We start from the raw sequence: 22,559 nt of genomic DNA, 5'->3' as shown, positions 1-22,559 counted from the left end.
CCATGTACAAAAAATCACTTCTTGTAGCACTTTTGTTACCGTTGTTGGCGGTTGGACAAAACAAATTTGCTCAATTAGAGCAATTGTTGCCGACTCCAAATGAATACAGAAATGCGGCCGGAGCGCCAGGTCACAACTATTATCAACAACAAGCAGACTACAAAATTAACGTAGAGCTTATTGATGAAGAACAAAAAATTATTGGAGAAGAGACAATTACTTACACCAACAATTCTCCAGACAACCTAGAATATTTATGGATTCAATTGGACCAAAATATGCGTGCATCAGATTCTGATACACACTTAATTGAGGTTGAACGTATGGAAGACTTTAAATCTATTGAATCTATTAAATCAAAGTTGTTCGAGTTTGATGGCGGATTTAAAATTGAAGGTGTTACTACAACTTCAGGTAGAGGTATGAAATACTATATCAACAAAACAATGTTGCGTATAGATTTAGATACACCATTAACAGAAGGTTCGTCTATTTCTTTCAAAATTAAATGGTGGTACAATATTAACGACCGAATGAAAATTGGAGGACGTAGTGGATACGAGTATTTTGCAGAGAATGATAATTACTTGTATACTATTGCTCAATGGTTTCCAAGAATGTGTGTTTATAACGATGTAGAAGGATGGCAAAACAAGCAGTTCTTAGGTAGAGGAGAATTTGCATTGCCTTTTGGAGATTACGAAGTTGCCATTACAGTTCCAAGTGACCACATTGTTGGTGCTACGGGTGAATTGGCAAACGAAAGTAAAGTCTTAACAGCTGCGCAAAGAGAGCGTTTGGCAAAAGCAAGAACATCTGATACGCCAGTTATTATTGTAACACAAGACGAAGCTGAAGAGATTGAAAAGAAAAAAGCAACAGATAAGAAAACTTGGGTGTTTAAAGCGGAGAACGTAAGAGATTTCGCATTTGCATCATCTCGTAAGTTTATTTGGGATGCAATGAATCAACCAGTGGGAGGTAAGGATGTGTTGTGTATGTCTTACTATCCAAAAGAAGGAAACCCATTATGGGAACAGTACTCAACAAAGGTTGTTGCGCATACAATTAAAACATATTCTAAGTATACAATCGATTACCCATATCCAGTAGCAATTTCAGTACATGCTGCATCAATAGGAATGGAGTATCCAATGATTTGTTTCAACTTTGGACGTCCGGAAAAAGACGGAACCTATACTGCTAGAACTAAATACGGAATGATTGGGGTAATTATTCACGAGGTTGGTCATAACTTCTTCCCGATGATTGTAAATTCAGATGAGCGTCAATGGACATGGATGGATGAAGGTTTAAATACGTTTATGCAGTACTTAACAGAACAAGAATTTGAAAGAAATTATCCGTCAAGAAGAGGTCCTGCTCATTTAATGACAAATTATATGAGAGGTAATAAAGATAATATTTCTCCTATTATGACAAACTCAGAATCTATCTGGCAATTTGGTAACAATGCTTACGGAAAACCAGCAACTGGATTGAATATTTTAAGAGAAACAATTATGGGACGCGAGTTATTCGACCACGCGTTTAAGACATACTCTGAAAGATGGAAGTTTAAGCACCCAACGCCTGCAGATTTCTTTAGAACAATGGAAGATGCCTCTGCTGTAGATTTAGATTGGTTCTGGAGAGCGTGGTTCTATACAACAGATCACGTAGATATTAGCATTGATGGAGTAAAGTGGTATGAGTTAAATACGGGTAATGCAACTGTAGATTTACCACGTGCTAAGGAATTAGAAAATGAAGCAGCGACACCAATTGGTGAAGTGAGAAATAATGAATTAATAAAGGAAACTTACAATGAAAAAGATCCTTCGTTAAACGATTTCTACACAACATATGACAAGAATGATGTTGATGGATTACACGCAAAGGAATATGATAAATTAAAGCAAAGATTATCTGATGAGGATATTGCCTTACTAAATTCTGGAAAGCAGTTTTATGAAATGAAGTTTTCTAACAAAGGAGGTATTCCAATGCCATTGATTTTGGAGTTTACATTTGAAGATAACTCTAAGGAAACAATTAAGATTCCTGCGGAAATTTGGAGAAAACACGAGAACGAAGTAACTAAAGTTTTCATTTTTGATCAAAAAGTAAGATCTGTACAATTAGATCCAAACTTAGAAACTGCAGATACTGATGTCAGTAATAATGCATGGCCACATGCAAAAGTTCCTACACAGTTTGAATTGTTTAGAAAAGGGTATTCTAGAGAAAACCCAATGCAACGTGCTAATAGAGCAGGGGAGTAAGAAATTAAAAATTGAAATTAAAAAGGCTTGGTTTAACCAAGCCTTTTTTTATGGAGTGTGTTCCTGTCTACCTAAACAGTCACACTGAGCCTGTCGAAGTGTTGTTATAGGTTCTTATAGCCAAAGAACATTAGTTGTATGAAGTTTTGATATAAAATTTAGGTTGGCTGAAAAGTACAAATTCACTGTCAAACAGGACTTGTCGAAGTTTCTATAAATCCAACTATCAATTTGTCTTCGACAGGCTCAGACTGACAATTCCAATAAACAATTACTTTTCAGGCATTTTCTTTTATTAAGGCGTACTCAATGACACTTGCAATACTTTGCCGTTGTAAACGGTATTTCCGTTTAGAGCAAAATTGTAAATATAATCAGCCATTTGTGCAGGCGTAACCGGGGCTTCATACCCTGGAAATGCCTCTTGTAACATTTCAGTTTGTACAGCACCAAGAGCCAAGGTGTTAAAGACTATTCCGGTATCTTTATATTCCTCTGCCAATAATTCCATTAACGTAATCACGGCACCTTTAGAGGAACTATAAGCGGCTAACCCAGGGAATTTTAAACTTCCTTGAATTCCACCCATACTAGAAATGGTAACAACATGAGACCCTTTCTTTAAATACGGAATAGATAGTTTAGTCAGTTCTGCAACTGCAAAAACATTTACCTTATAAACATTTATAAAATCTTCAGAAGATAATTCGGTAAAAGGTTTATTGATAAGTGCACCTGCATTATGAATAAGAATGTCTATTTGATTTAGGTTGTCTTTTATATAAGTTGAAATACGTTCTAAGTCTAATGCCTCAGATAAATCTGCAGAAATACTGGTAATGTTTTTAACCTGTAATTTTTCAATAGGGTCAATATTTCTAGATATTGCTAATACATTATAGTCGTTTTTGGCAAATAATTGAATTAATTCAAAACCAATTCCACGACTGGCACCTGTTACAATTACATTTTTCATCCCCTATATTTTATTGTTATATTTGGTAAAAATAAACCAAATAATTCTTCTACATCATGAAAAACAACGTCATTTTAGGGATTTTCCTATTCGTATCTATTATTGCTTTTAGTCAAAAGACCTATTTACATTGCGGGAAATTAATCGACACAAAATCAGGTAAAGTATTAAACGAGATGACCGTTGTGGTATCTGGTAAGGAAATACTTTCAGTAGACAAAGGATATACCAGTGCAGCCGAAGGCGATGTTGTTATTGATTTAAAGTCTAAAACAGTGATGCCTGGACTTATTGATATGCACGTGCATTTAGAAGGTGAAACTAACCCTAAAAAGTACTTAGAGCGTTTTACTAGTAATGATGCGGATATGGCTTATAATTCAGTTCGTTTTGCAGAACGTACTTTGATGGCTGGATTTACAACTGTGCGCGATTTAGGTGGAAGCGGTGTAAATGTGTCCCTTAGAAATGCTATTAATGCCGGTAAAATTGATGGACCACGAATTTTTACGGCTGAAAAATCGTTAGCAACAACCGGTGGACATGCAGATCCAACCAATGGCTATAGAGACGATTTGGCAGGTAATCCAGGACCGAAAGAAGGGGTTGTAAACAGTGTCGAAGACGCGAATAAGGCAGTTCGTCAACGTTATAAAAATGGGGCGGACTTAATTAAAATCACAGCTACAGGCGGTGTTTTGAGTGTGGCTAAAAGTGGACAGAATCCACAATTTACAATTGAAGAAATAAAAGCCATTACCACTATGGCAAAAGATTACGGTATGCATGTAGCTGCACATGCCCATGGTGATGAAGGTATGCAACGTGCCGTTTTAGGTGGTGTAAAAACCATAGAGCACGGAACTTTGATGAGCGAAGAAACTATGGAATTAATGAAAGAACATGATGCTTATTTAGTGCCAACAATAACGGCTGGTAGAGAAGTAGCGGACAAAGCGAAAATAAAAGGGTATTACCCAGATGTTGTAGTGCCTAAGGCCTTAGAAATTGGGCCTAAGATTCAAGCAACTTTTGGAAAGGCTTATAAAAAAGGTGTAGGTATTGCTTTTGGAACTGATGCAGGCGTATTTACACATGGAATCAACGGTAAAGAATTTGGGTATATGGTAGAAGCAGGAATGCCAGCAATTGAAACCATACAATCTGCTACGGTAACCAATGCCAAAATACTAGAAATGCAAGATGAAATTGGTGTAATTGAAACAGGAAAATTAGCCGATATTATTGCAGTAGATGAAAACCCAATAGAGAATATTCATACCATGGAAAAAGTGGTGTTTGTGATGAAGGAAGGTGAAATTTACAAGCAGTAAGAATAAAGAATAAAAATAACAAAAAGTACGGTTACCTGGAAATTTAATCCGGATAACAATACTTTTTGTTATGATATAACAAGTTGTGACACATTCAACTAGCGTTGAACTTTTGTTGCTACGTGCTTTGCACTCCCACCCCAAAAGGAATGTGTCACAACAGACCTGCTAAACCAAATTACTCCATCTCAATTCTAAATGAATATCAACCCTAGTTGGGCATCGAGCCTAAACGATGACACAACTATACCTAAACGTAATTTGGATCTGTATTTTGCGCTCCCAATAATCAGAATTTGACAAATAACGATAATTACATTATCTATTTGATGAACTATTATCGAACTTTATTAGGAAGTCCAATACTTCGATAATAGTTGTTCAAATTCTTTATATTTACTCTTAAAACACAGAACTTCGTTTAGCAGGTCTGTTGTAAGTAATACCGAAAAACCAGAAACCAAGTGAATAAAACGATATTTGAAATTACCAAAATGGATTGTCCTTCGGAGGAAAATCTCATCCGAATGAAATTGGACGGAATTTCAAGTATTGCGAATTTAGACTTTGATATTTCAAACCGAAAACTGATTGTTTTTCACAGTGGAGAATCTGACCAAATCGAAAAGTCCGTTATTGAACTAAATTTAGGTGGAAAGAAAATCTCGACCGAACAAACCGACCAAACAGAATTTAAAGAAAATGCAAACCAAAAAAAGTTGCTTTGGTCTGTACTCGCAATCAATTTTGCCTTTTTCATTATCGAAATGACAACAGGAATAATCTCAAAATCAATGGGACTTGTTGCTGATAGTTTGGATATGCTTGCCGACAGTTTCGTTTACGGAATTAGTTTGTTTGCAGTTGGCGGAACGTTGATTAAAAAAAAGCGAATTGCAAAACTTGCTGGATATTTTCAAATAACACTTGCCATTATCGGGTTTGTAGAAGTTTTAAGAAGATTTTTGGGAGACGAGAAACTTCCCGATTTCTCAACAATGATTATCGTTTCGATTTTTGCACTTATCGCAAATGGAATTTGTCTTTACATTTTACAGAAGTCAAAGAGTAAAGAAGAGGCACATATGAAAGCGAGTATGATTTTTACCTCGAATGACGTGATTATTAATTTAGGAGTCATAATCGCTGGACTTTTGGTAAATTGGTTGAGTTCAAGTAAACCTGATTTGATTATCGGAACAATCGTTTTTATATTGGTAATTCAAGGGGCATTTCGCATACTGAAATTGAGCAAGTAACAGAAAAAGCACTACTTACAACAACGTATAAAATTTATGCTAACTTTAAAGAAAATTGTAAAACCAAAATAACCAACAAACATTTGTACTAGGCTGAAAATCCTACGGGTTTTAAGCCGCACAAATCTTATACAAACCGTTGTGACACATTCAACTAGCGTTGAACTTTTGTTGCTACGTGCTTTGCACTCCCACCCCAAAAGGAATGTGTCACAACAGACCTGCTAAACCAAATTACTGCATCTCAATTCTAAATGAATATCAACCCTAGTTGGGCATCGAGCCTAAACGATGACACAACTATACCTAAACGTAATTTGGATCTGTATTTTGCGCTCCCAATAATCAGAATTTGACAATTAACGATAATTGCATTATCTATTTGATGAACTATTATCGAACTTTAATAGGAAGTCCAATACTTCGATAATAGTTGTTCAAATTCTTTATATTTACTCTTAAAACACAGAACTCCGTTTAGCAGGTCTGTTGGCAATAATTTAAACAAATGAATGGAACAAGAAATTAAAAGCAAAAAATTTGATAAAAAGAGAGTGACCAAAACACTTCAGTTTTTTGCGGCATATTTGGTTGCGGCATGGACCTTACTTCAATTTGTAGATTGGGTTTTAATTAGATATAACATTTCGCCATATTGGGTAGATTTGTTACTCTGGATTTTTATTGGCATCATTCCTTCTTTAATAATTTATTTATACAATCAAGAACGAATTAATAATAGAGTTTTAAAACTACGTGAGAAGATTATATTTCCAGTTAATATAATATTGATACTAGTGATTACCTATTTTGGTTTTGGCAATAGCGATTTAGGTGCTACAACAAAGACTATTGCATATACAAGTGAAGAAGGCAATCAAGCATCCGCAGTAATTACCAAAGAAGAATTTAGAACCGGATTCCCAATTTATAATTTTGAGCCTAAAACCAAAGACAGCACTAAGACATGGCTAGAGTTTGGAATCTCGATACTACTTCAAGAAGATTTATTGCAAAACAAAAACCTCGACCCAAAACTTTCTGGTATAAAAAACACAGTAGATAAAGTTAATAACGCAAAAATATTTAATGATTTTTATGTTGATGGCGAATTTGAATTTGTTGATGGCAACTATACTATTACAACATTTATAAGAAATAGTAAAAACGCAAAAATTATAGCGCAAGAAACTTTTAATGGTAATGATGTATTAAACATCATAGATAACATTACGGTTTTTGTTACTGGAAATTTTGCCTCTAATGAATTTAATACTCCTACTTATTTAGATTTAGATGTCAAAGAATTTGCAAGTAACTCTTTAAAAGCCCTAGAATATTACAGAAATGGAGACTATGAAAACGCCACAAAAGAAGATAGCACGTTTGCTTTGGCTTATTTACAATCTGCTAAAAAGAATCTTATATTTTCTGTTAGCAAATTTGAAGAACGCAATCTCGCAGATAAGGCTTATAAATACCGCTCTAAACTTCCATTACAAAGAAGAGGTGAAACCCTTATTTTTAAAAACCTGGCTTACGATGCATATGAGGATGCTGAAGAACTCATAAAACTACAGCTTCAAGTTGACCCAAATGACCAAACTTATAATTATTTGCTTTATACTCTTTATGGAAGAAGCAGAAACCTGAAAGCTTTTTTTGAGCATGCTCTTAATTCTTATGAAAAACGCCCAAGTATAAATAATGGCTATAATTTGAATAATGCTGGACTGATTAACGAGAAATATGATGAAATATTAAAAAAATTATCTAAAGTTGAACTTTTATTACCAGCTAACATCGTTTTTAGCCTTCAATTAAAACCTCAATTGTTTAAGGGTGATATAGTTGCCGCTGAAAACACATTAGCTAAAATGAAATTATTAAACCCTGAAGATGAAAATCTTGTAAAAGTTTATGATAAAGCCATAACCTTCTTAAAAAACCATAAAGTAACTAAAGACAATTTAAAAAAATTTGAAGGTGAGTATCGTGTTAATGGCAGTGAACAAACCTCGAAATTATGGGTCGAGAAAAATACCTTATTGCGATATGTCTCAAACCAGACTATAACACCTATGATTATGGCCGGAGAAAACACTATCGTAGCTGGAGCACCAAATAATAGAAGAACTTGGGAAAATACATTTTTAAAGGATGATAAGAATAAGTATTATCTCTATAAAAATGAAGAAAACGACTTCGATAATTCTTATATAACTTACTCTTGGAAAGTTGACAAAAACATTAAAAAAGCAGAAGCTTTATTTGAAGCTAAAAAATTAGATAGCGCTAAAATTGCTTATGAAATCGCTATTAAGGCCAACCAAAAGCATTATTATTTAAAAGATGTACTTGCACATATTAACTATGTGAAAAGTATAGATTCTGAAACATTGCAAAATCAATTTAAAGATGTAGTTGGTAATTATGGACCACGAATATTTTGGGTAGAGAACGGTAAATTATTTTACAAAAGAGAAGGCTTTCCAAAAATTGAGATGTTACCAATAACTAAAGACCGTTATATAAATATGACGAAATTTGAAAATCATTTTGCTTTTGAATATGCAAATGGAAACGTCATAGAATCGGTTGTATATAGATATGATATAGAGAAAGAAATTTGGTTTAAATTAGAAAACAAAGGAAACATTTTTAAGAAAGATTAATATCACCTACCACCAACTACGTGTATAATTAATAAGATTGAATTTCCTCTCCGAAATTCAATCTTATTAATTATCTTTCGGTTACGGCGGAAAAGTCTCCGACATTTCGCACAACGAAATCATACACAAGACCGTTAGTCCTCAAAAATAATATGCTGATAGGCTCCAATATCCGGAGTGACTGTTCTGTCTATTCCTAGAAGGTCTAAAGGTATTTGATTGGCAGTATTTTGATCTGCCATATCAATTCCAGCGGATTCTTGCCCAATAATTAAATCATTTTCATAAGGAGCCTTAAAAAAAGGATCTAGATTAAACAAGTTGTTCTGGTAGTGCGTTGTATCCTCAAAATCATATTCAGGTATGCCAGCAAAGGAGTCGTTATAATCATCGAATTTGATGAGGTTATTTTTGAAATTATAATTGAATAAGGAACCGTCTACATTGTCTAAAATTAATTCTATATTATTAGAGCCATAAATAATACAATTGGTAAAATTTGCAGCCTTTAAATCGCGTGTTTCAATAATCTCTGTGTTGTTCTCTATGTAGGTGAAAAAATTGTTTACCAATACTGTAGGAAATTGCCTTAAACTGTTACTCCAATAATTAGCAAATGTGGAGTGTGAGAAGTTATACGTGCCGCCGATGGTACATGCCAACGCTGAAAAACCGGCATTGTTTATGACAAGGTTTTCACCAAGTATATTGGTTTCTCTACCTAATATGCCGTAATTGGCATGATTGTATAATTCGGTATTTTTTATGGTTAATGTAGGTTCAGTTGGGTGTCCTAAGGAGTCAATTATAATTCCAACACTAGCATTTTTTATAGTTGCGTAGTTAATAGAATGGTTTTTACTACCTGCTCGTAACCAAATAGCACCCCATTGCCCAGGGACTTCGCTAAACCCTGGTTCTAGTCTATCTCCTTCAATTTGTACCGTATTATTTAACGCCCCTTCAATTTTTAGCGTTGCATCTTTATAAGCAATCAACCCTGAGTTGTCATGGAAATGGACTTTAGCTCCGGCTTCTATGGTCAGCGTTTTATCTGCAGGAATGGCACAATATCCATAAATAACATAGGGTTTTTCATCTGTAAATGTAGTATCATCTTCTAAAAAGAAACCTTGAATTTCAACGGGTTCGACATCACCATTTAGACCGAGCGTTATAGTCTCAATAACACCTTCCGAATCTTTAGAGGGATATAAAAAATGAGCATCTTGTACCAAGGTTACTAAATCAACATCTTGTTCATTTATACCTGTATCAAACAAAATACGATCTGTATATAGTGGATTAGAAATAGCGTCGGCATCAATCGTAGTTTCAATAAAGATATACATGCTGTCCTTCGCTAAAATCTCAACATTTTGAAAAAATTTTCCTGGAATGCCGTCAACATTTAATCTATAATCCGAATTAGAGCCACGTTCTAATGTAATATTAGGAATATGGATATCTCTGCTACTGTTGTTATAAACTTTTAAATTGTATGTGCTTGAGCCGATATTCGTAAAAACAGTATCTAAGTATACAGTGTCTTTTGAAAATGACAATTCCCCAAAACTAGGCACAGTTTCAAAATCGTCCCTGCATGATGCGAAAATAAGCAACATTATAATCGGGGCAATAAGCCAGTAGTTTTTCATTTAAAAATTTTGTAGTATAAAAGTAGAGTTTATAATTAACCTGTTTAGTCTTTTTTCAATAGTTCAATTTCAAAAAGTTTGCTCCAATTTTTTCCGGTTACGTATAATTTGTCATTATCACCATCATATGCAATGCCATTTAACACATCTAAGCCAGCGTGTTGTTCAACTTTGTTTCTTAAACCTCTTAAATCTGCGATACCTTCAATTTTCCCTGTATCTGCATCTAAAATTAAAAGAGAATTTTGTTGATAAATATTGGCATAAATTTTACCATTTACATATTCTAATTCATTTAAGTTCTCAACTTTTCTTTTATGAGTGTAGGCTTCTATAAACCCAGTTTGTTTCTTGGTTATAGGGTCTAAAAACTGAATGCGCTCTGAACCATCTGTTTTAATTAAATGGGTTCCGTTATTCGTCAATCCCCAACCTTCCTTGTTATAAGTAAAAGTGTCTTTTTGCTCAAAAGTTTCAAAGTCATACACAAATCCAGTTCCTTTTTTCCACGTAAGTAAAACAATTTCATCGTTAAACTTTGTCATACCTTCGCCAAAATATTGTTGATCTAAATCTATTTGTTTTAAAACCTTACCGGTTTTTAACTCTACTTTTCGCAAAGATGAGGTCCCATATTGTCCAGTACTTTCATAAAGTACACCATCATGTATTTCCAAACCTTGGGTGTAAGCATTTTTATCATGTGGGTAACTGTTTATTATATTATAAGTGTAAATGGCAGGTGCTGTATCGGCCAAAAAATAAACAGGCTTCGTTATTTTTTTTGTTTGATTTTCATAAAATACAATGGCAGTGATGGTGTGCTTTCCTAATTTATATTTAGAAATGTCAATTGTTGCTGCAAAGTTTTCATCAAGTGTAAGTTTTTCTGTGTCTAATGAGATTTCAACATTTTCAAATGGAGTACCATTTTTTTCTGAAAAAGAAATAGATAGTACTTCGTTAACATTAATGCTTTTAGGTGCTTCAATATTAAATTTATAATCTGTTTCACAAGAAATAAAGAAAAGACTGCAAACGAATAATACAAGAGAATGTTTAAGGGACATGTATATGAAATTTATAAGTTGTTTATTTTTATACAAATAAAGTGCTTTTATTATTTGAATAATCAAAAATATGGTTAAATTTGCACTCTCAAAAATAACTACGTCAAAAAGCGTGGTGAAAAATATATAAAGATGAAAAAAGGTATACACCCAGAAAGTTACAGAATGATGGCATTTAAAGATATGTCTAACGGAGATGTATTTTTAACGCGTTCAACAGCAGATTCTAAAGAAACTTTAGAGGTTGATGGTGTTGAGTATCCATTAGTTAAGTTAGAGATCTCAAGAACATCTCACCCATTCTATACAGGTAAGAAAAAATTAATCGATACTGCAGGACGTATTGATAAATTCAAAACAAGATACGCAAAGTTCAAAAAATAAGAATTTTGGAAAATATCTAAAATCCTCAACGAACGTTGGGGATTTTTTTATGCTTATTATTTAAGTTATTGAAAACAAGGTAATTATTGTAAATGAGATTCATATTTCTTATATTGCAGTAAATTTATTGCCTATGCCACTTTTCATGGACCGACACGACATCCCCAAAGAAATTACGGCAGAACATGTTGCTAAAATGCATCAAGAAGATTTAAAGGTAGAGCATCTTTATGGTTGTAGAGGTATAACCTATTGGTGCGATGATCAAAAACATCATGCATTTTGTTTAATTGAAGCGCCTAATAAAGAGGCTTTGCAAAAAATGCACAATGCAGCACATGGTGATTTTCCGCATAGTATTATAGAAGTAGATGAGAATTTAGTAGCATCTTTTTTAGGTAGAATTGAAGATCCGGAAAATGTTGATAATGCATCGATTCCAATAATTGATGATTCTGCATTTAGAGCTATTATGCTTATTGAAACAAATAACTTTTTAAATAGAGCAGAAGCCAATCAGTTAAGTGTTTTTACACAAAAGTTTCATAGAAGTGTAATGAATACTTTGAAGAAATATAATGGGACTATTGTAAGACAAAACGATTGCACATATTTGGTTTCGTTTGAATCAGTTTCGAATGCAGTTTTTGCTGCACTTAAATTACAATCTAACATCAAGTTTGTGACTCCTAAAATTGATATGGGATCTAGAAAGGTGAATATTGCCATAGGATCTGGTACACCGGTTACTACTAAAGATGGTTTGTTTGAAGAAGTAATTGCTTTTACAACAAGGATGTGTGAAGTGGTTAAAAGTGAAATTGTTTTATCTAATGAAGTACATCATTTGTTTAGTATTGAGAATAGAGCATTTCAATTAGATAAGAAAGTGGTTAGAGTTTTGACTCCAAAGGAAGAACAATTTCTTACCGTGCTTATGGATCATATTGAGGCCATTTGGAAAAGCCCGAATATAAAAGTTGAAGATTTAAGTTTGAAACTTGGCTATAGTAAGTCGCAACTTAACCGAAAACTAAAAGCTTTAACCAATACTTCGCCAAATAATTTTGTAAGAGATGTAAAGTTGAATAGATCTCTAAGTTTGTTTCAGAAACAATTGAATAATATTTCGGAAGTGGCCTTTGAGGTTGGATTTAATAGTCCAGCGTACTTTACAAAGTGCTTTCATGAAAAATTTGGTATCTCGCCATCAAAATATACACAACAGCATATTTTTTAAGTTCACTTTTATGACTTGGGTCATTTTTGATAAGATTTGAACCAATTGTGCAATTCATTTTTTGTTTTAGTCTCTAGTTTTGAGGATACTAATCTTAAAACTTAAGTGCTATGTCAAATTTAATTAAAGAACTAAAGGCCGAATTATTAGAGGCCTTTAAATCCTCTATTAGGGGACAAATTACATTTCCTGAAGATTCTAACTATAATGAAGAGCGAAAGGTGTACAATGGTATGATCAATAAATTTCCAGGTATGTTAGTGAAGTGTGTAGATGCCGCTGATGTTATAAATTGCGTCAATTTTGGAAGAGAACAAAACTTAATTACAGCAGTAAGAGGTGGGGGACATAATGGAGGTGGACTTGGAATTTGTGATAATGGAATGGTGATAGATCTTTCAGGAATAAAGTTTATTCGTGTGGATACTTCAGACAATACAGTAAGAGTAGGAGGTGGAAATTTATGGGGTGAAGTAGACCATGCAACACATCCATATGGGTTGGCTGTACCAGCAGGAATTATTTCTACAACAGGAGTTGGAGGTTTAACTTTAGGAGGAGGTGTAGGGCACCTTTCAAGAAAATATGGACTGACCATAGATAATTTGTTGGAAGCAGATATGGTTTTGGCGGACGGATCAACCGTAACGGTCAATAAAGATCAACATCAAGATTTGTTTTGGGCTATTCGCGGTGGAGGAGGTAATTTTGGAATTGTGACGTCATTTAAATTTCAGGCACATTCTGTAAAAACGGTGATCGGAGGTCCAATGCTTTGGCCAATTGAACGTACTGAAGAAATTATGGAATGGTATCATAATTTTATTCATAACGCCCCAGATGAGTTAAATGGATTTGTCGCTACTATGGTAATTCCAGGTCCACCATTTCCTGACTTTTTACATGGAAATCAATATTGTGGAATTGTATGGTGTTATACCGGAACTCAAGAAGAATTTGATTTGTTAGCAAAACCAGCCATGGATCTTGCGCCCGTTTTTGCCCATGTTGGTGAAATGCCCTACCCAGCGGTTCAGACATTGTTCGATGGTTTAATGCCACCTGGAATGCAATGGTACTGGCGAGCAGATTTTTTTAATGATATTAATGAAGCAGCAAGAAAAAAACATTTAAAATTTGGTTCTAGTATTCCGACTCCTTTATCTCAAATGCATTTGTATCCTATTAGTGGGGCTGCTAGTAGAGTTGGAAGTTCAGAAACTCCCTGGGCCTATAGAGATGCTAAATATGCGGGAGTTATTGTTGGTGTAGATCCAGATCCAGCAAATGCTGATAAAATCACCAAATGGTGTAAAGATTATTATAATGCATTACATCCTTATTCAAGTGGAGGTGCTTACTCTAATTTTATGATGGATGAGGGGCAGGAACGTGTACAAGCCAGTTATAGGCATAATTATGAGAGATTAACAATAATAAAAGCAAAATACGATCCACAAAATTTCTTTAAAATCAATCAGAATATTAAACCAAAAAACTAACCTAAAAGTATATTTTATGAAAACGATTAATTTAGTATCAATTGTAGTATTGTCAATTTTATTGTTCAATTGTTCAAACAAAAAAGAAGCAAATCAAATCGAAAATCAAGAAGTTACAATAGCTGAAGTCGATAAAAGCCTATTTGTGAGATTAGGAGGAGAAACTGGAATTTCTTCTATAGTTGACGATATTCTAAAATCACATTTAGATAATCCAGAAATTCGACATGTCTTTTTACCAATAGCAGAGAACCCTCAAAGACTTGAAAGTTTTAAAACGCATGTAAAACAGTTTTTATCTGCAGGAACTGGAGGAGGAGCAGCGTATATGGGTAAAGATCTACCAACAGCACATAAAGGTTTAAATACTTCAGAAAAAGAATTCATGGCCGCTGTAGATGATATTTTGGGGGTATTAGCAAAACATAATATTGATGAGGAAACACAAAAAGATATGCTTTTTATTTTATATTCTTTAAAAGGAGCAGTTATTGGATTGTAATTGAATTAAGAGATTAAAATAAAAAAGCCCGCATATTGCGGGCTTTAGTTTTATTTAGAATATATATTATACCAACATTGTAACTGGGTTTTCTATAAATCCTTTTAATGTTTGTAAGAATTGAGCACCTGTTGCACCATCCACAGTTCTATGGTCACAAGCAAGTGTCATTTTCATTGTATTACCAACTACAATTTCACCATTTTTAACAACTGGTTTTTGTACAATTGCACCAACAGATAAAATTGCTGAATTTGGTTGATTGATAATTGAAGTGAAATAATCAATACCAAACATTCCTAAGTTAGAAATGGTAAACGTACTTCCCTGCATTTCTTCAGGAGTCAACTTTTTCTTTCTTGCTCTACCAGCAAAATCTTTTACAGCAGCACCAATTTGTGGTAATGATTGCTCATCTGCAAAAGGAACAACTGGTACAACCAATCCATCTTCTACAGCCACAGCAACTCCAATATGTACATGGTGGTTTAATACCATTTTATCATCGAACCATTGAGAGTTTACTTGTGGGTGTTGTTTCAATGCTTTTGCAGTAGCTTTTACGACGATATCATTAAATGAGATCTTAGTATCTGGGATAGAATTAAACTGCGTACGGAATGCAATTGCATTATCCATGTCAAATTCAACTGCTAAATAATAATGAGGAGCAGAGAATTTAGAATTGGTTAATGAACGTGCAATAGCTTTACGCATTTGTGAGTTCTTAATTTCTTCAAAACTTTCTACACCACTTGGTGCGAATTGAACAACGCCTCCAGCAACTGCTGGTTCGTAATTTTCAATATCACGTTTTATAATACGTCCGTGATCTCCAGTTCCTTGCAATTTAGATAAGTTAATTCCTTTTTCGTCTGCTAATTTTTTTGCTAATGGCGACGCTACAACTCTTTCATTGCTTGCAGAAGCCTTTGGCATTTCAACAGCCTTTTTAGCTGCAGGCGCTCCTTTAGGAGCCGCTTTTGGTGCTTCCACTTTAGGGGCAGGAGCAGCAGTTTCTTTAGGAGCTTCTTCTGAAGCGCCACTAACTTTAAAGTTCTTTACAACGTCATCAACATTTGTTCCTGCGTCACCAATAATGGCAAGTAAAGAATCTACAGTCGCTGTTTCTCCGGCCTGTAAACCAACATATAATAAAGTTCCTTCATTAAATGATTCAAACTCCATTGTTGCTTTATCCGTTTCTATTTCAGCAAGGATATCTCCTTCTTCAACCGTATCACCAACATTTTTTAACCATGATGCAACTGTTCCTTCGGTCATCGTATCACTTAAACGAGGCATTGTTACAACAGTTATACCTTCTGGTACTGTATAAGTTTCTTCAGAACTAGTTGTTGCGGCTTCTTCTTTTTCAGAAGTTGCCTCAGCAACAATCTCTTCAGTTGCAGTAGGTGCAGCATCTCCTGCTAATAAAGCAGAAATATCTTCACCTTCTTCACCAATAATAGCTAGCAAAGAATCTACTGGTGCAGTTTCACCTTCTTGTAATCCAATATGCAATAAAGTTCCTTCGTTAAAAGATTCGAACTCCATTGTAGCCTTGTCAGTTTCTATTTCTGCAAGTATATCTCCTTCTTCAACTTTATCACCAACTTTCTTTAACCAAGCAGCCACAACTCCTTCCGTCATGGTATCACTCAATCGAGGCATTGTTATAATTTCAGCCATAATTTTTTTATTTATGTTTTAAAAAAGGATAATCTTCTTGTTCGTAAACAACATCATATAATTGTTGTACTTCTGGGTATGGAGATTCTTCAGCAAAATCTACACATTCCTGCACACGTTTTTTAACATCTTTATTGATAGCATCAATTTCATCATCTGATACGTATTTATTTTCTTTTATGATGTCTAATACTTGTGTAATAGGATCTAATTTCTTGTATTCTTCAACTTCATCCTTTGTTCTGTAGTGTTGTGCATCAGACATTGAATGACCTCTATATCTGTAGGTTCTCATTTCTAAGAATGTTGGTCCATCTCCTCTACGAGCTCTTTCAATTGCTTCATGCATAGCCTCCGCAACCGCAACTGGATTCATTCCATCTACTGGTCCACAAGGCATTTCATATCCAAGACCTAATTTCCAAACATCAGTATGATTTGCAGTTCTTTCTACAGAAGTACCCATGGCATAACCATTGTTTTCAACAATAAATACTACTGGTAATTTCCAGTTCATTGCCATATTAAAAGTTTCGTGCAAAGATCCTTGTCTTGCAGCACCATCTCCAAAGTATGTAAGCGTTACTCCATCACGTTCAAAATATTTATCAGCAAAAGCAATACCTGCACCTAAAGGAATTTGACCACCAACAATTCCGTGCCCACCATAAAATCCTTTTTCCTTAGAGAAAATATGCATAGAGCCACCCATACCATTAGAGGTACCTGTTACTTTTCCATATAGCTCTGCGAAAATTCTTTTTGGGTCTACACCTAATCCGATTGGTTGTACGTGATTACGGTATGCCGTAATCATTTTGTCTTTTCCAATTTCCATGGCATGCAAGGCACCGGCTAACACCGCTTCCTGTCCATTGTATAAATGTAAAAATCCTCTAACTTTTTGTTGGATATATACTGCAGCTAGTTTGTCTTCAAACTTTCTCCAAAACAGCATGTCTTTGTACCAATTTATGTAGGTTTCTTTAGTGATTGGCTTCATAAATATATAATATTATAAGAGTATGCAAAAATAATATATTAATACGAAGTCTAAACAATTTTTAGTGAATTTTTATTCCTTTGAAAGTTTTTGTAATTAATCTAAAAAACTCATGTTTAAATTGCCAAATATTGAAATGCATTAGCCTAAAAATATAATCATTACACTCTTGTAATTTCTAAAAGGTTGCATTAAATTGGTTCATCTTTATGATTATAATTAAACTTTATGGGTTTTCAAAGGTCTAAAAAATATGAAAACTAACGAATTACGTCACTTATATTGGAGAATAGGATTTGGAATAAATCCGACAGAACTGGTTGCTCTAAGTTCAAAATCGAAAAAGGAAATTGTAAAAAGTTTATTCGATAATGCATCTAAAGATTCCGCTTTAACAATAGATACATCTGATTTGGTTTCATTTTATAAAAGCAATCGAGGAAAAATGTCTCGTGAAGATAGAATGAAAGCACAGAAAATGAGTCGCAAGAAAGTTCAAGAATATAATAATGCTTGGTTCCAAAGACTCTATAATTCTGATCAGTTATTAAACGAACGAATGCATCTGTTTTGGACCAATCATTTTGTTTGTAGAGACCAGAATATTTTGCATTATCAAAAGTACAATAATACTATGAGGCACTACGCTTTAGGTAATTTTGGCGACTTTGTAAAAGCGATCTCTAAAGAAGCATCAATGCTTAAGTATTTAAATAATAAGCAAAATGTAAAGGAAAAACCTAACGAAAATTTTGGACGTGAATTAATGGAGTTATTTACGCTAGGTATTGATAATTACTCAGAAAAAGACATTAAAGAAGCGGCAAGGGCTTTCACTGGCTGGAATCACGATTTTCGTGGAAACTTTGTTCTAAGAGATAAAAAGCATGATTTTGGAAAGAAGGAATTTTTAGGCGAATCTGGAGCTTTTGGTGGAGAAGAAATAATAGATGTAATACTTGCGCAAAAGCAATGTGCTCGATATATATGTTCTAAGGTTTACAAGGAATTTGTAAACCCTGAAATTGACGAGAAAAATTTAGAAGAAATTACAGAACTCTTTTATCATGATTATGACATTAAGAAGTTAATGAGATATATTTTTATGTCCGATTGGTTTTATGATAAACGGAATATGGGTGTAAAAATTAAATCCCCTGTTGAGTTAATTGTTGGTTTGCATAGGCTAGTGCCATTTCAATTTGAACAAAGTAATGGCGTTTTGTTTTTTCAAAAAGAATTAGGTCAAGTTTTAACGAACCCTCCGAATGTTGCAGGTTGGAAAGGCGGGACCTCATGGATAGATAGTAATACCATGTTGGTTCGCTTAAAATTACCATCAATGTTATTGAATAACTCTGTTATAGCCCTAGAGGAAAAAGGAGATTTAGAAGAATCGTATGAAATGTATTATAAACGAATGAATAACCGTAAGAAATATATTAAAGTAACCGCCAACTGGAATAATTTTAATGAGGAATTCCATTCGGTTTTAGAAAGCGAAATGCCACGATTTTTATTAAATGGAGAATTGAGTTCGAGTGCTCAAGAATTAATTTCTAATCTAGAGATCAATAATAAAAGAGATTATTGCATTCAGTTAATGTCATTACCTGAATATCAAATGAGTTAATTATGGAAAGAAGAGATTTTTTAAAAAACAGCAGCTTGGCCAGTAGCCTTTTTATGATTCCATCATTTGTAAAGGCATTTGAGAATACGGCAAATACGGCACTAGGTTATAGGAAGTTAGTTATTATTCAGTTATCTGGAGGTAATGACGGATTAAATACCATAGTGCCCTATAGAAATGATATTTATTATAACAAAAGACCAAAATTGGCAATAACCAAATCTGAAGTGCTAAATGTTGATGGAGATTTAGGAATGCATCCAAGTTTAGAAGGACTAAAAAGGTTGTACGACAAAGGATTTGTTTCCATTATTAATAATGTTGGTTATCCAAATCCAAATCGCTCACATTTTAGAGCTACAGATATTTGGCAAACGGCCAGCGATTCGGATAAGTATATTCAGTCAGGTTGGATAGGAAGATATTTAGATAATTATGGTGATGACCCGTATAAAGCAATAGAGGTAGATAGCCATTTATCTTTAGCGCTTAAGGGTGTTAATAAAAATGGTATTGCAACTGACAATGCTAGGATGTTATTTAATACTTCTAGAGAGCCATATTTCAATAAATTAGAGACACATAATAATGAGGAGCATTTAAATGAACATAATTTAGGGTACTTGTATAAAACTATGATTGATGCAAGGTCTTCTGCGAAATATATCTATCAAACCTCGAAAACTCATAAATCAAAAGAAGCATATCCAGATAACCCCTTTGCTAAACAATTAAAAACGACCGCAGAATTTATTAATTCAGGACTTAAAACGAAAGTATATTATACATCTTTAGGAGGGTTTGATACACATGCAAATCAAAAGGTTCAACAACAAAGGTTGTTAAAGGTTTATGCCGATAGTATTGAGGCGTTTGTGAAAGACTTGGAAAAGAATGATACCTTTAAAGATACTTTAATCCTTACGTTTTCTGAGTTTGGTAGAAGAGTGCAGCAAAATGCAGGAAATGGTACTGATCATGGTACAGCCAGTAATGTTTATATTATTGGTAAAAATTTAAATAAGGCAGGGTTCTATAATAATACTCCAGATTTAAAAAACTTAGATGCTAATGGCGATTTAAAGTTCGAAGTTGATTTTAGAAGAATTTATGCAACTGTTTTGAATAAATGGCTAGAGGTGAATGATAAAACAATATTGAACAGTTACTCTTTTGATAAATTGAACTTTATTTAGAAAATAGTTGTTGTTACGATCTACTATTATGCTATTTTAGCGATTAAATGAAAGCAACTTTTCAAAAATACATCCTTAACTTTAAGCAAGCAAGTGGAACTTCAAGAGGTGTTCTGCGTACTAAAGAAACCTTTTTTCTAATCCTAAGAAAAGACGAAAAGTTTGGGATTGGGGAATGTTGTATTTTTCGAGGATTAAGTGCTGATGATAGACCAGATTATGAAGATAAATTGCAATGGCTTTGTAATAATATCCATTTAGAAAGGATTCATTTATTGTCAGAACTCTCTGAGTTTCCTTCTATCCAATTTGGATTAGAACAAGCGCTTTTATCTATTAATTCTGAAGAAGGGTTTCATTTGTTTCCTTCAAAATTTACAAAAGGGGAAGTAGGGATTCCGATTAATGGATTGATTTGGATGGGTAGTGAATCATTTATGCAGCAACAGATTCGAGAAAAACTAAAAAGTGGCTTCACAACGATTAAAATGAAAATTGGTGCCATCGATTTTGAAGCAGAACGGAAGTTGTTAAAATCTATTCGAAAAGAATTCAATTCCAATGAAATTGAATTAAGAGTAGATGCAAATGGTGCTTTTAATCCAGAAAATGCTTTGGAGAAATTAAAGCGTTTATCGGAATTAGAAATCCATTCTATAGAACAACCTATAAAACAAGGGCAATGGGCTAGTATGGCAAAACTTTGCGCACAAACACCACTTCCAATTGCATTAGATGAAGAATTAATTGGTGTTTTTGATGTAACAAAAAAGAAAGAATTGCTACAAATAATTCAACCGCAATACATCATATTAAAGCCAAGTTTAATTGGTGGATTCGAAGGGAGTAACGAATGGATACGTATTTCAGAAGAACGAAATATTGGTTGGTGGATTACATCGGCTTTAGAAAGTAATATTGGATTAAATGCGATTTCTCAGTTTACCTATAATTTAAGGGTCACTATACCGCAAGGGTTGGGAACCGGAGGATTGTTTACAAATAATATTGAAAGTCCATTGGAAGTAGATAAAGGGAAAATAAATTATAACCCCAGTAAAAATTGGGTTTTAAACTTAAAATAGAATGAATTTTATAAAAAACGCATATTCAGGGAATGTAGAGTGGTGGAGATATTTGGTTGGTACATTAATAATATTTTTGGCATGGCAATTAGTAGGGGTTTTACCCTTTATGGGGGCAATAGGGTTCAAGGTTGCACAGGATGGTGATTTAAGTGTGTTAGAAAATTTAACAACGGAATCTATGATGAACATTTTTGAGCCTAATCTAACACTGTTCTTAATGTTAATCTCGTTTGCGTTTGGCTTAGTTGGTGTATTTATAGTTTGCAAATATTTACATAAGCAATCAATAAAGTCTTTAACAACGGCAAGAAAAGAAATAGATTGGAAAAGAGTTCGTTTTGCTTTTACTCTTTGGGGTAGTGTCATAGTTGCAATGACAGCTTTGGCCTATTTTATGGCACCAGAAGATTTCATATGGAATTTTAAATTAGAAAAATTTATTCTTCTTGTAATTATTGGTGTACTTCTGATTCCATTGCAAACTAGTTTTGAAGAGTATTTTTTTAGAGGCTATCTAATGCAAGGATTAGGTGTAATTGCTAAAAACAGGTGGTTTCCATTAATTGCAACATCTGTAGTTTTTGGAATGATGCATTTTTGGAATCCTGAAGTGGATAAATTGGGGCCAGTAATTATGGTATATTATATTGGTACTGGACTTTTCTTAGGAATTATTACTCTAATGGATGAAGGCATGGAATTAGCATTAGGTTTTCACGCAGCGAATAATTTAGTCGCTGCCCTATTGGTAACTGCAGATTGGACTGTCTTCCAAACACATTCCATTTTAATCGATACTTCAGAACCGTCTGTAGGGTTTGATATTTTGATTCCGGTGGTGGTTATATTTCCAATAGTTTATTTCGTATTTGCCAAGAAATATAACTGGACTAATTGGCGTGATAAATTGATTGGAAAGATAAATTAAAATGAAGTTTTAAGAATCATACCTTGTAAATGGAATCAATTTCACTTTAGAAGTTCACTTATTTTACTTAAGGATGTATATCTACGTGCAAGTATAATTCAACTCTAGTTGATGAATGCTACTGAAATAAATCA

The 22,559-nt window shown here is 33.8% G+C and carries 17 protein-coding genes; 12 read left to right on the top strand and 5 right to left on the bottom strand.

Translation table 11 applies throughout. The features are described from left to right. Window positions 1–2 precede the first annotated feature (2 nt). Window positions 3–2,285 carry a M1 family metallopeptidase gene (locus RM519_RS04710; RefSeq protein ID WP_311592413.1) on the top strand — a complete coding sequence of 761 codons (2,283 nt, stop codon included), beginning with the start codon at window positions 3–5 and terminating at the stop codon, window positions 2,283–2,285. A 295-nt stretch (window positions 2,286–2,580) separates the two neighbouring features. Here the strand turns inward: RM519_RS04710 and RM519_RS04705 are convergent, their stop codons facing one another. After that, entirely contained in the window at window positions 2,581–3,261 is a 681-nt protein-coding gene (locus tag RM519_RS04705) for an SDR family NAD(P)-dependent oxidoreductase (RefSeq protein WP_311592412.1), read from the bottom strand. 56 nt (window positions 3,262–3,317) lie between these two features. Between RM519_RS04705 and RM519_RS04700 the strand changes: the two genes are divergently transcribed. The 3 genes from RM519_RS04700 (at window position 3,318) to RM519_RS04690 (ending at window position 8,529) form a co-directional block, all read left to right on the top strand. Beyond that, the gene (locus tag RM519_RS04700; RefSeq protein WP_311592411.1) at window positions 3,318–4,595 is read left to right on the top strand and encodes a metal-dependent hydrolase family protein; all 1,278 of its coding nucleotides are present in this window, start codon (window positions 3,318–3,320) and stop codon (window positions 4,593–4,595) included. A 464-nt stretch (window positions 4,596–5,059) separates the two neighbouring features. Beyond that, the gene (locus tag RM519_RS04695; RefSeq protein ID WP_311592410.1) at window positions 5,060–5,854 is read left to right on the top strand and encodes a cation efflux transmembrane domain-containing protein; all 795 of its coding nucleotides are present in this window, start codon (window positions 5,060–5,062) and stop codon (window positions 5,852–5,854) included. 512 nt (window positions 5,855–6,366) lie between these two features. Further along, entirely contained in the window at window positions 6,367–8,529 is a 2,163-nt protein-coding gene (locus tag RM519_RS04690) for a tetratricopeptide repeat protein (RefSeq protein ID WP_311592409.1), read from the top strand. Between the two features lie 134 nt (window positions 8,530–8,663). Here RM519_RS04690 and RM519_RS04685 read toward each other — a convergent pair whose 3' ends face one another. After that, entirely contained in the window at window positions 8,664–10,187 is a 1,524-nt protein-coding gene (locus RM519_RS04685) for a hypothetical protein (protein ID WP_311592407.1), read from the bottom strand. A 44-nt stretch (window positions 10,188–10,231) separates the two neighbouring features. Continuing rightward, window positions 10,232–11,257, bottom strand: coding sequence for a glutaminyl-peptide cyclotransferase (locus RM519_RS04680; protein ID WP_311592406.1), 1,026 nt, complete (start codon window positions 11,255–11,257; stop codon window positions 10,232–10,234). 132 nt (window positions 11,258–11,389) lie between these two features. Here RM519_RS04680 and RM519_RS04675 point away from each other — a divergent pair, with 132 nt between their 5' ends. The 4 genes from RM519_RS04675 (at window position 11,390) to RM519_RS04660 (ending at window position 14,885) form a co-directional block, all read left to right on the top strand. Further along, on the top strand, window positions 11,390–11,641 hold the full coding sequence (locus RM519_RS04675) for a type B 50S ribosomal protein L31 (RefSeq protein ID WP_311592405.1): 252 nt from the start codon (window positions 11,390–11,392) through the stop codon (window positions 11,639–11,641). A gap of 133 nt (window positions 11,642–11,774) precedes the next feature. After that, window positions 11,775–12,881: a nickel-binding protein gene (locus tag RM519_RS04670; RefSeq protein WP_311592404.1), complete on the top strand. Its 1,107-nt coding sequence runs from the start codon at window positions 11,775–11,777 to the stop codon at window positions 12,879–12,881. A gap of 110 nt (window positions 12,882–12,991) precedes the next feature. Continuing rightward, window positions 12,992–14,383, top strand: coding sequence for an FAD-binding oxidoreductase (locus RM519_RS04665; RefSeq protein WP_311592403.1), 1,392 nt, complete (start codon window positions 12,992–12,994; stop codon window positions 14,381–14,383). A gap of 16 nt (window positions 14,384–14,399) precedes the next feature. Beyond that, on the top strand, window positions 14,400–14,885 hold the full coding sequence (locus RM519_RS04660; RefSeq protein ID WP_311592402.1) for a group I truncated hemoglobin: 486 nt from the start codon (window positions 14,400–14,402) through the stop codon (window positions 14,883–14,885). Between the two features lie 66 nt (window positions 14,886–14,951). On the opposite strand, the gene RM519_RS04655 is transcribed toward RM519_RS04660, so the two are convergent. Both RM519_RS04655 and pdhA read right to left on the bottom strand, forming a co-directional pair. Further along, on the bottom strand, window positions 14,952–16,577 hold the full coding sequence (locus RM519_RS04655) for a dihydrolipoyl dehydrogenase family protein (RefSeq protein ID WP_311592401.1): 1,626 nt from the start codon (window positions 16,575–16,577) through the stop codon (window positions 14,952–14,954). Between the two features lie 7 nt (window positions 16,578–16,584). Then, window positions 16,585–17,580 (bottom strand): pyruvate dehydrogenase (acetyl-transferring) E1 component subunit alpha, encoded by a 996-nt coding sequence (gene pdhA, locus RM519_RS04650; protein ID WP_311592399.1) that lies wholly within the window; start codon window positions 17,578–17,580, stop codon window positions 16,585–16,587. A gap of 253 nt (window positions 17,581–17,833) precedes the next feature. On the opposite strand from pdhA, the gene RM519_RS04645 reads away from it, so the two are divergent. From RM519_RS04645 to RM519_RS04630, 4 genes are read left to right on the top strand one after another with little or no spacing between them, the layout of a single operon-like run. After that, entirely contained in the window at window positions 17,834–19,213 is a 1,380-nt protein-coding gene (locus tag RM519_RS04645; RefSeq protein WP_311592398.1) for a DUF1800 domain-containing protein, read from the top strand. A gap of 2 nt (window positions 19,214–19,215) precedes the next feature. Beyond that, window positions 19,216–20,409, top strand: coding sequence for a DUF1501 domain-containing protein (locus RM519_RS04640; protein ID WP_311592396.1), 1,194 nt, complete (start codon window positions 19,216–19,218; stop codon window positions 20,407–20,409). 47 nt (window positions 20,410–20,456) lie between these two features. Then, a complete protein-coding gene (locus RM519_RS04635; RefSeq protein WP_311592394.1) occupies window positions 20,457–21,494 on the top strand; it encodes an o-succinylbenzoate synthase in 1,038 nt (345 codons plus the stop codon). A 1-nt stretch (window position 21,495) separates the two neighbouring features. Further along, complete coding sequence (locus tag RM519_RS04630; RefSeq protein WP_311592393.1) at window positions 21,496–22,425, top strand: CPBP family intramembrane glutamic endopeptidase; 930 nt, start codon at window positions 21,496–21,498, stop codon at window positions 22,423–22,425. Window positions 22,426–22,559 lie beyond the last annotated feature (134 nt).

The organism is Urechidicola vernalis, assembly GCF_031846385.1.
Lineage (GTDB): Bacteria > Bacteroidota > Bacteroidia > Flavobacteriales > Flavobacteriaceae > Urechidicola > Urechidicola vernalis.
Note: the sequence above shows the minus strand (reverse complement) of the source record. Positions and strands in the feature narration are given on the sequence as shown.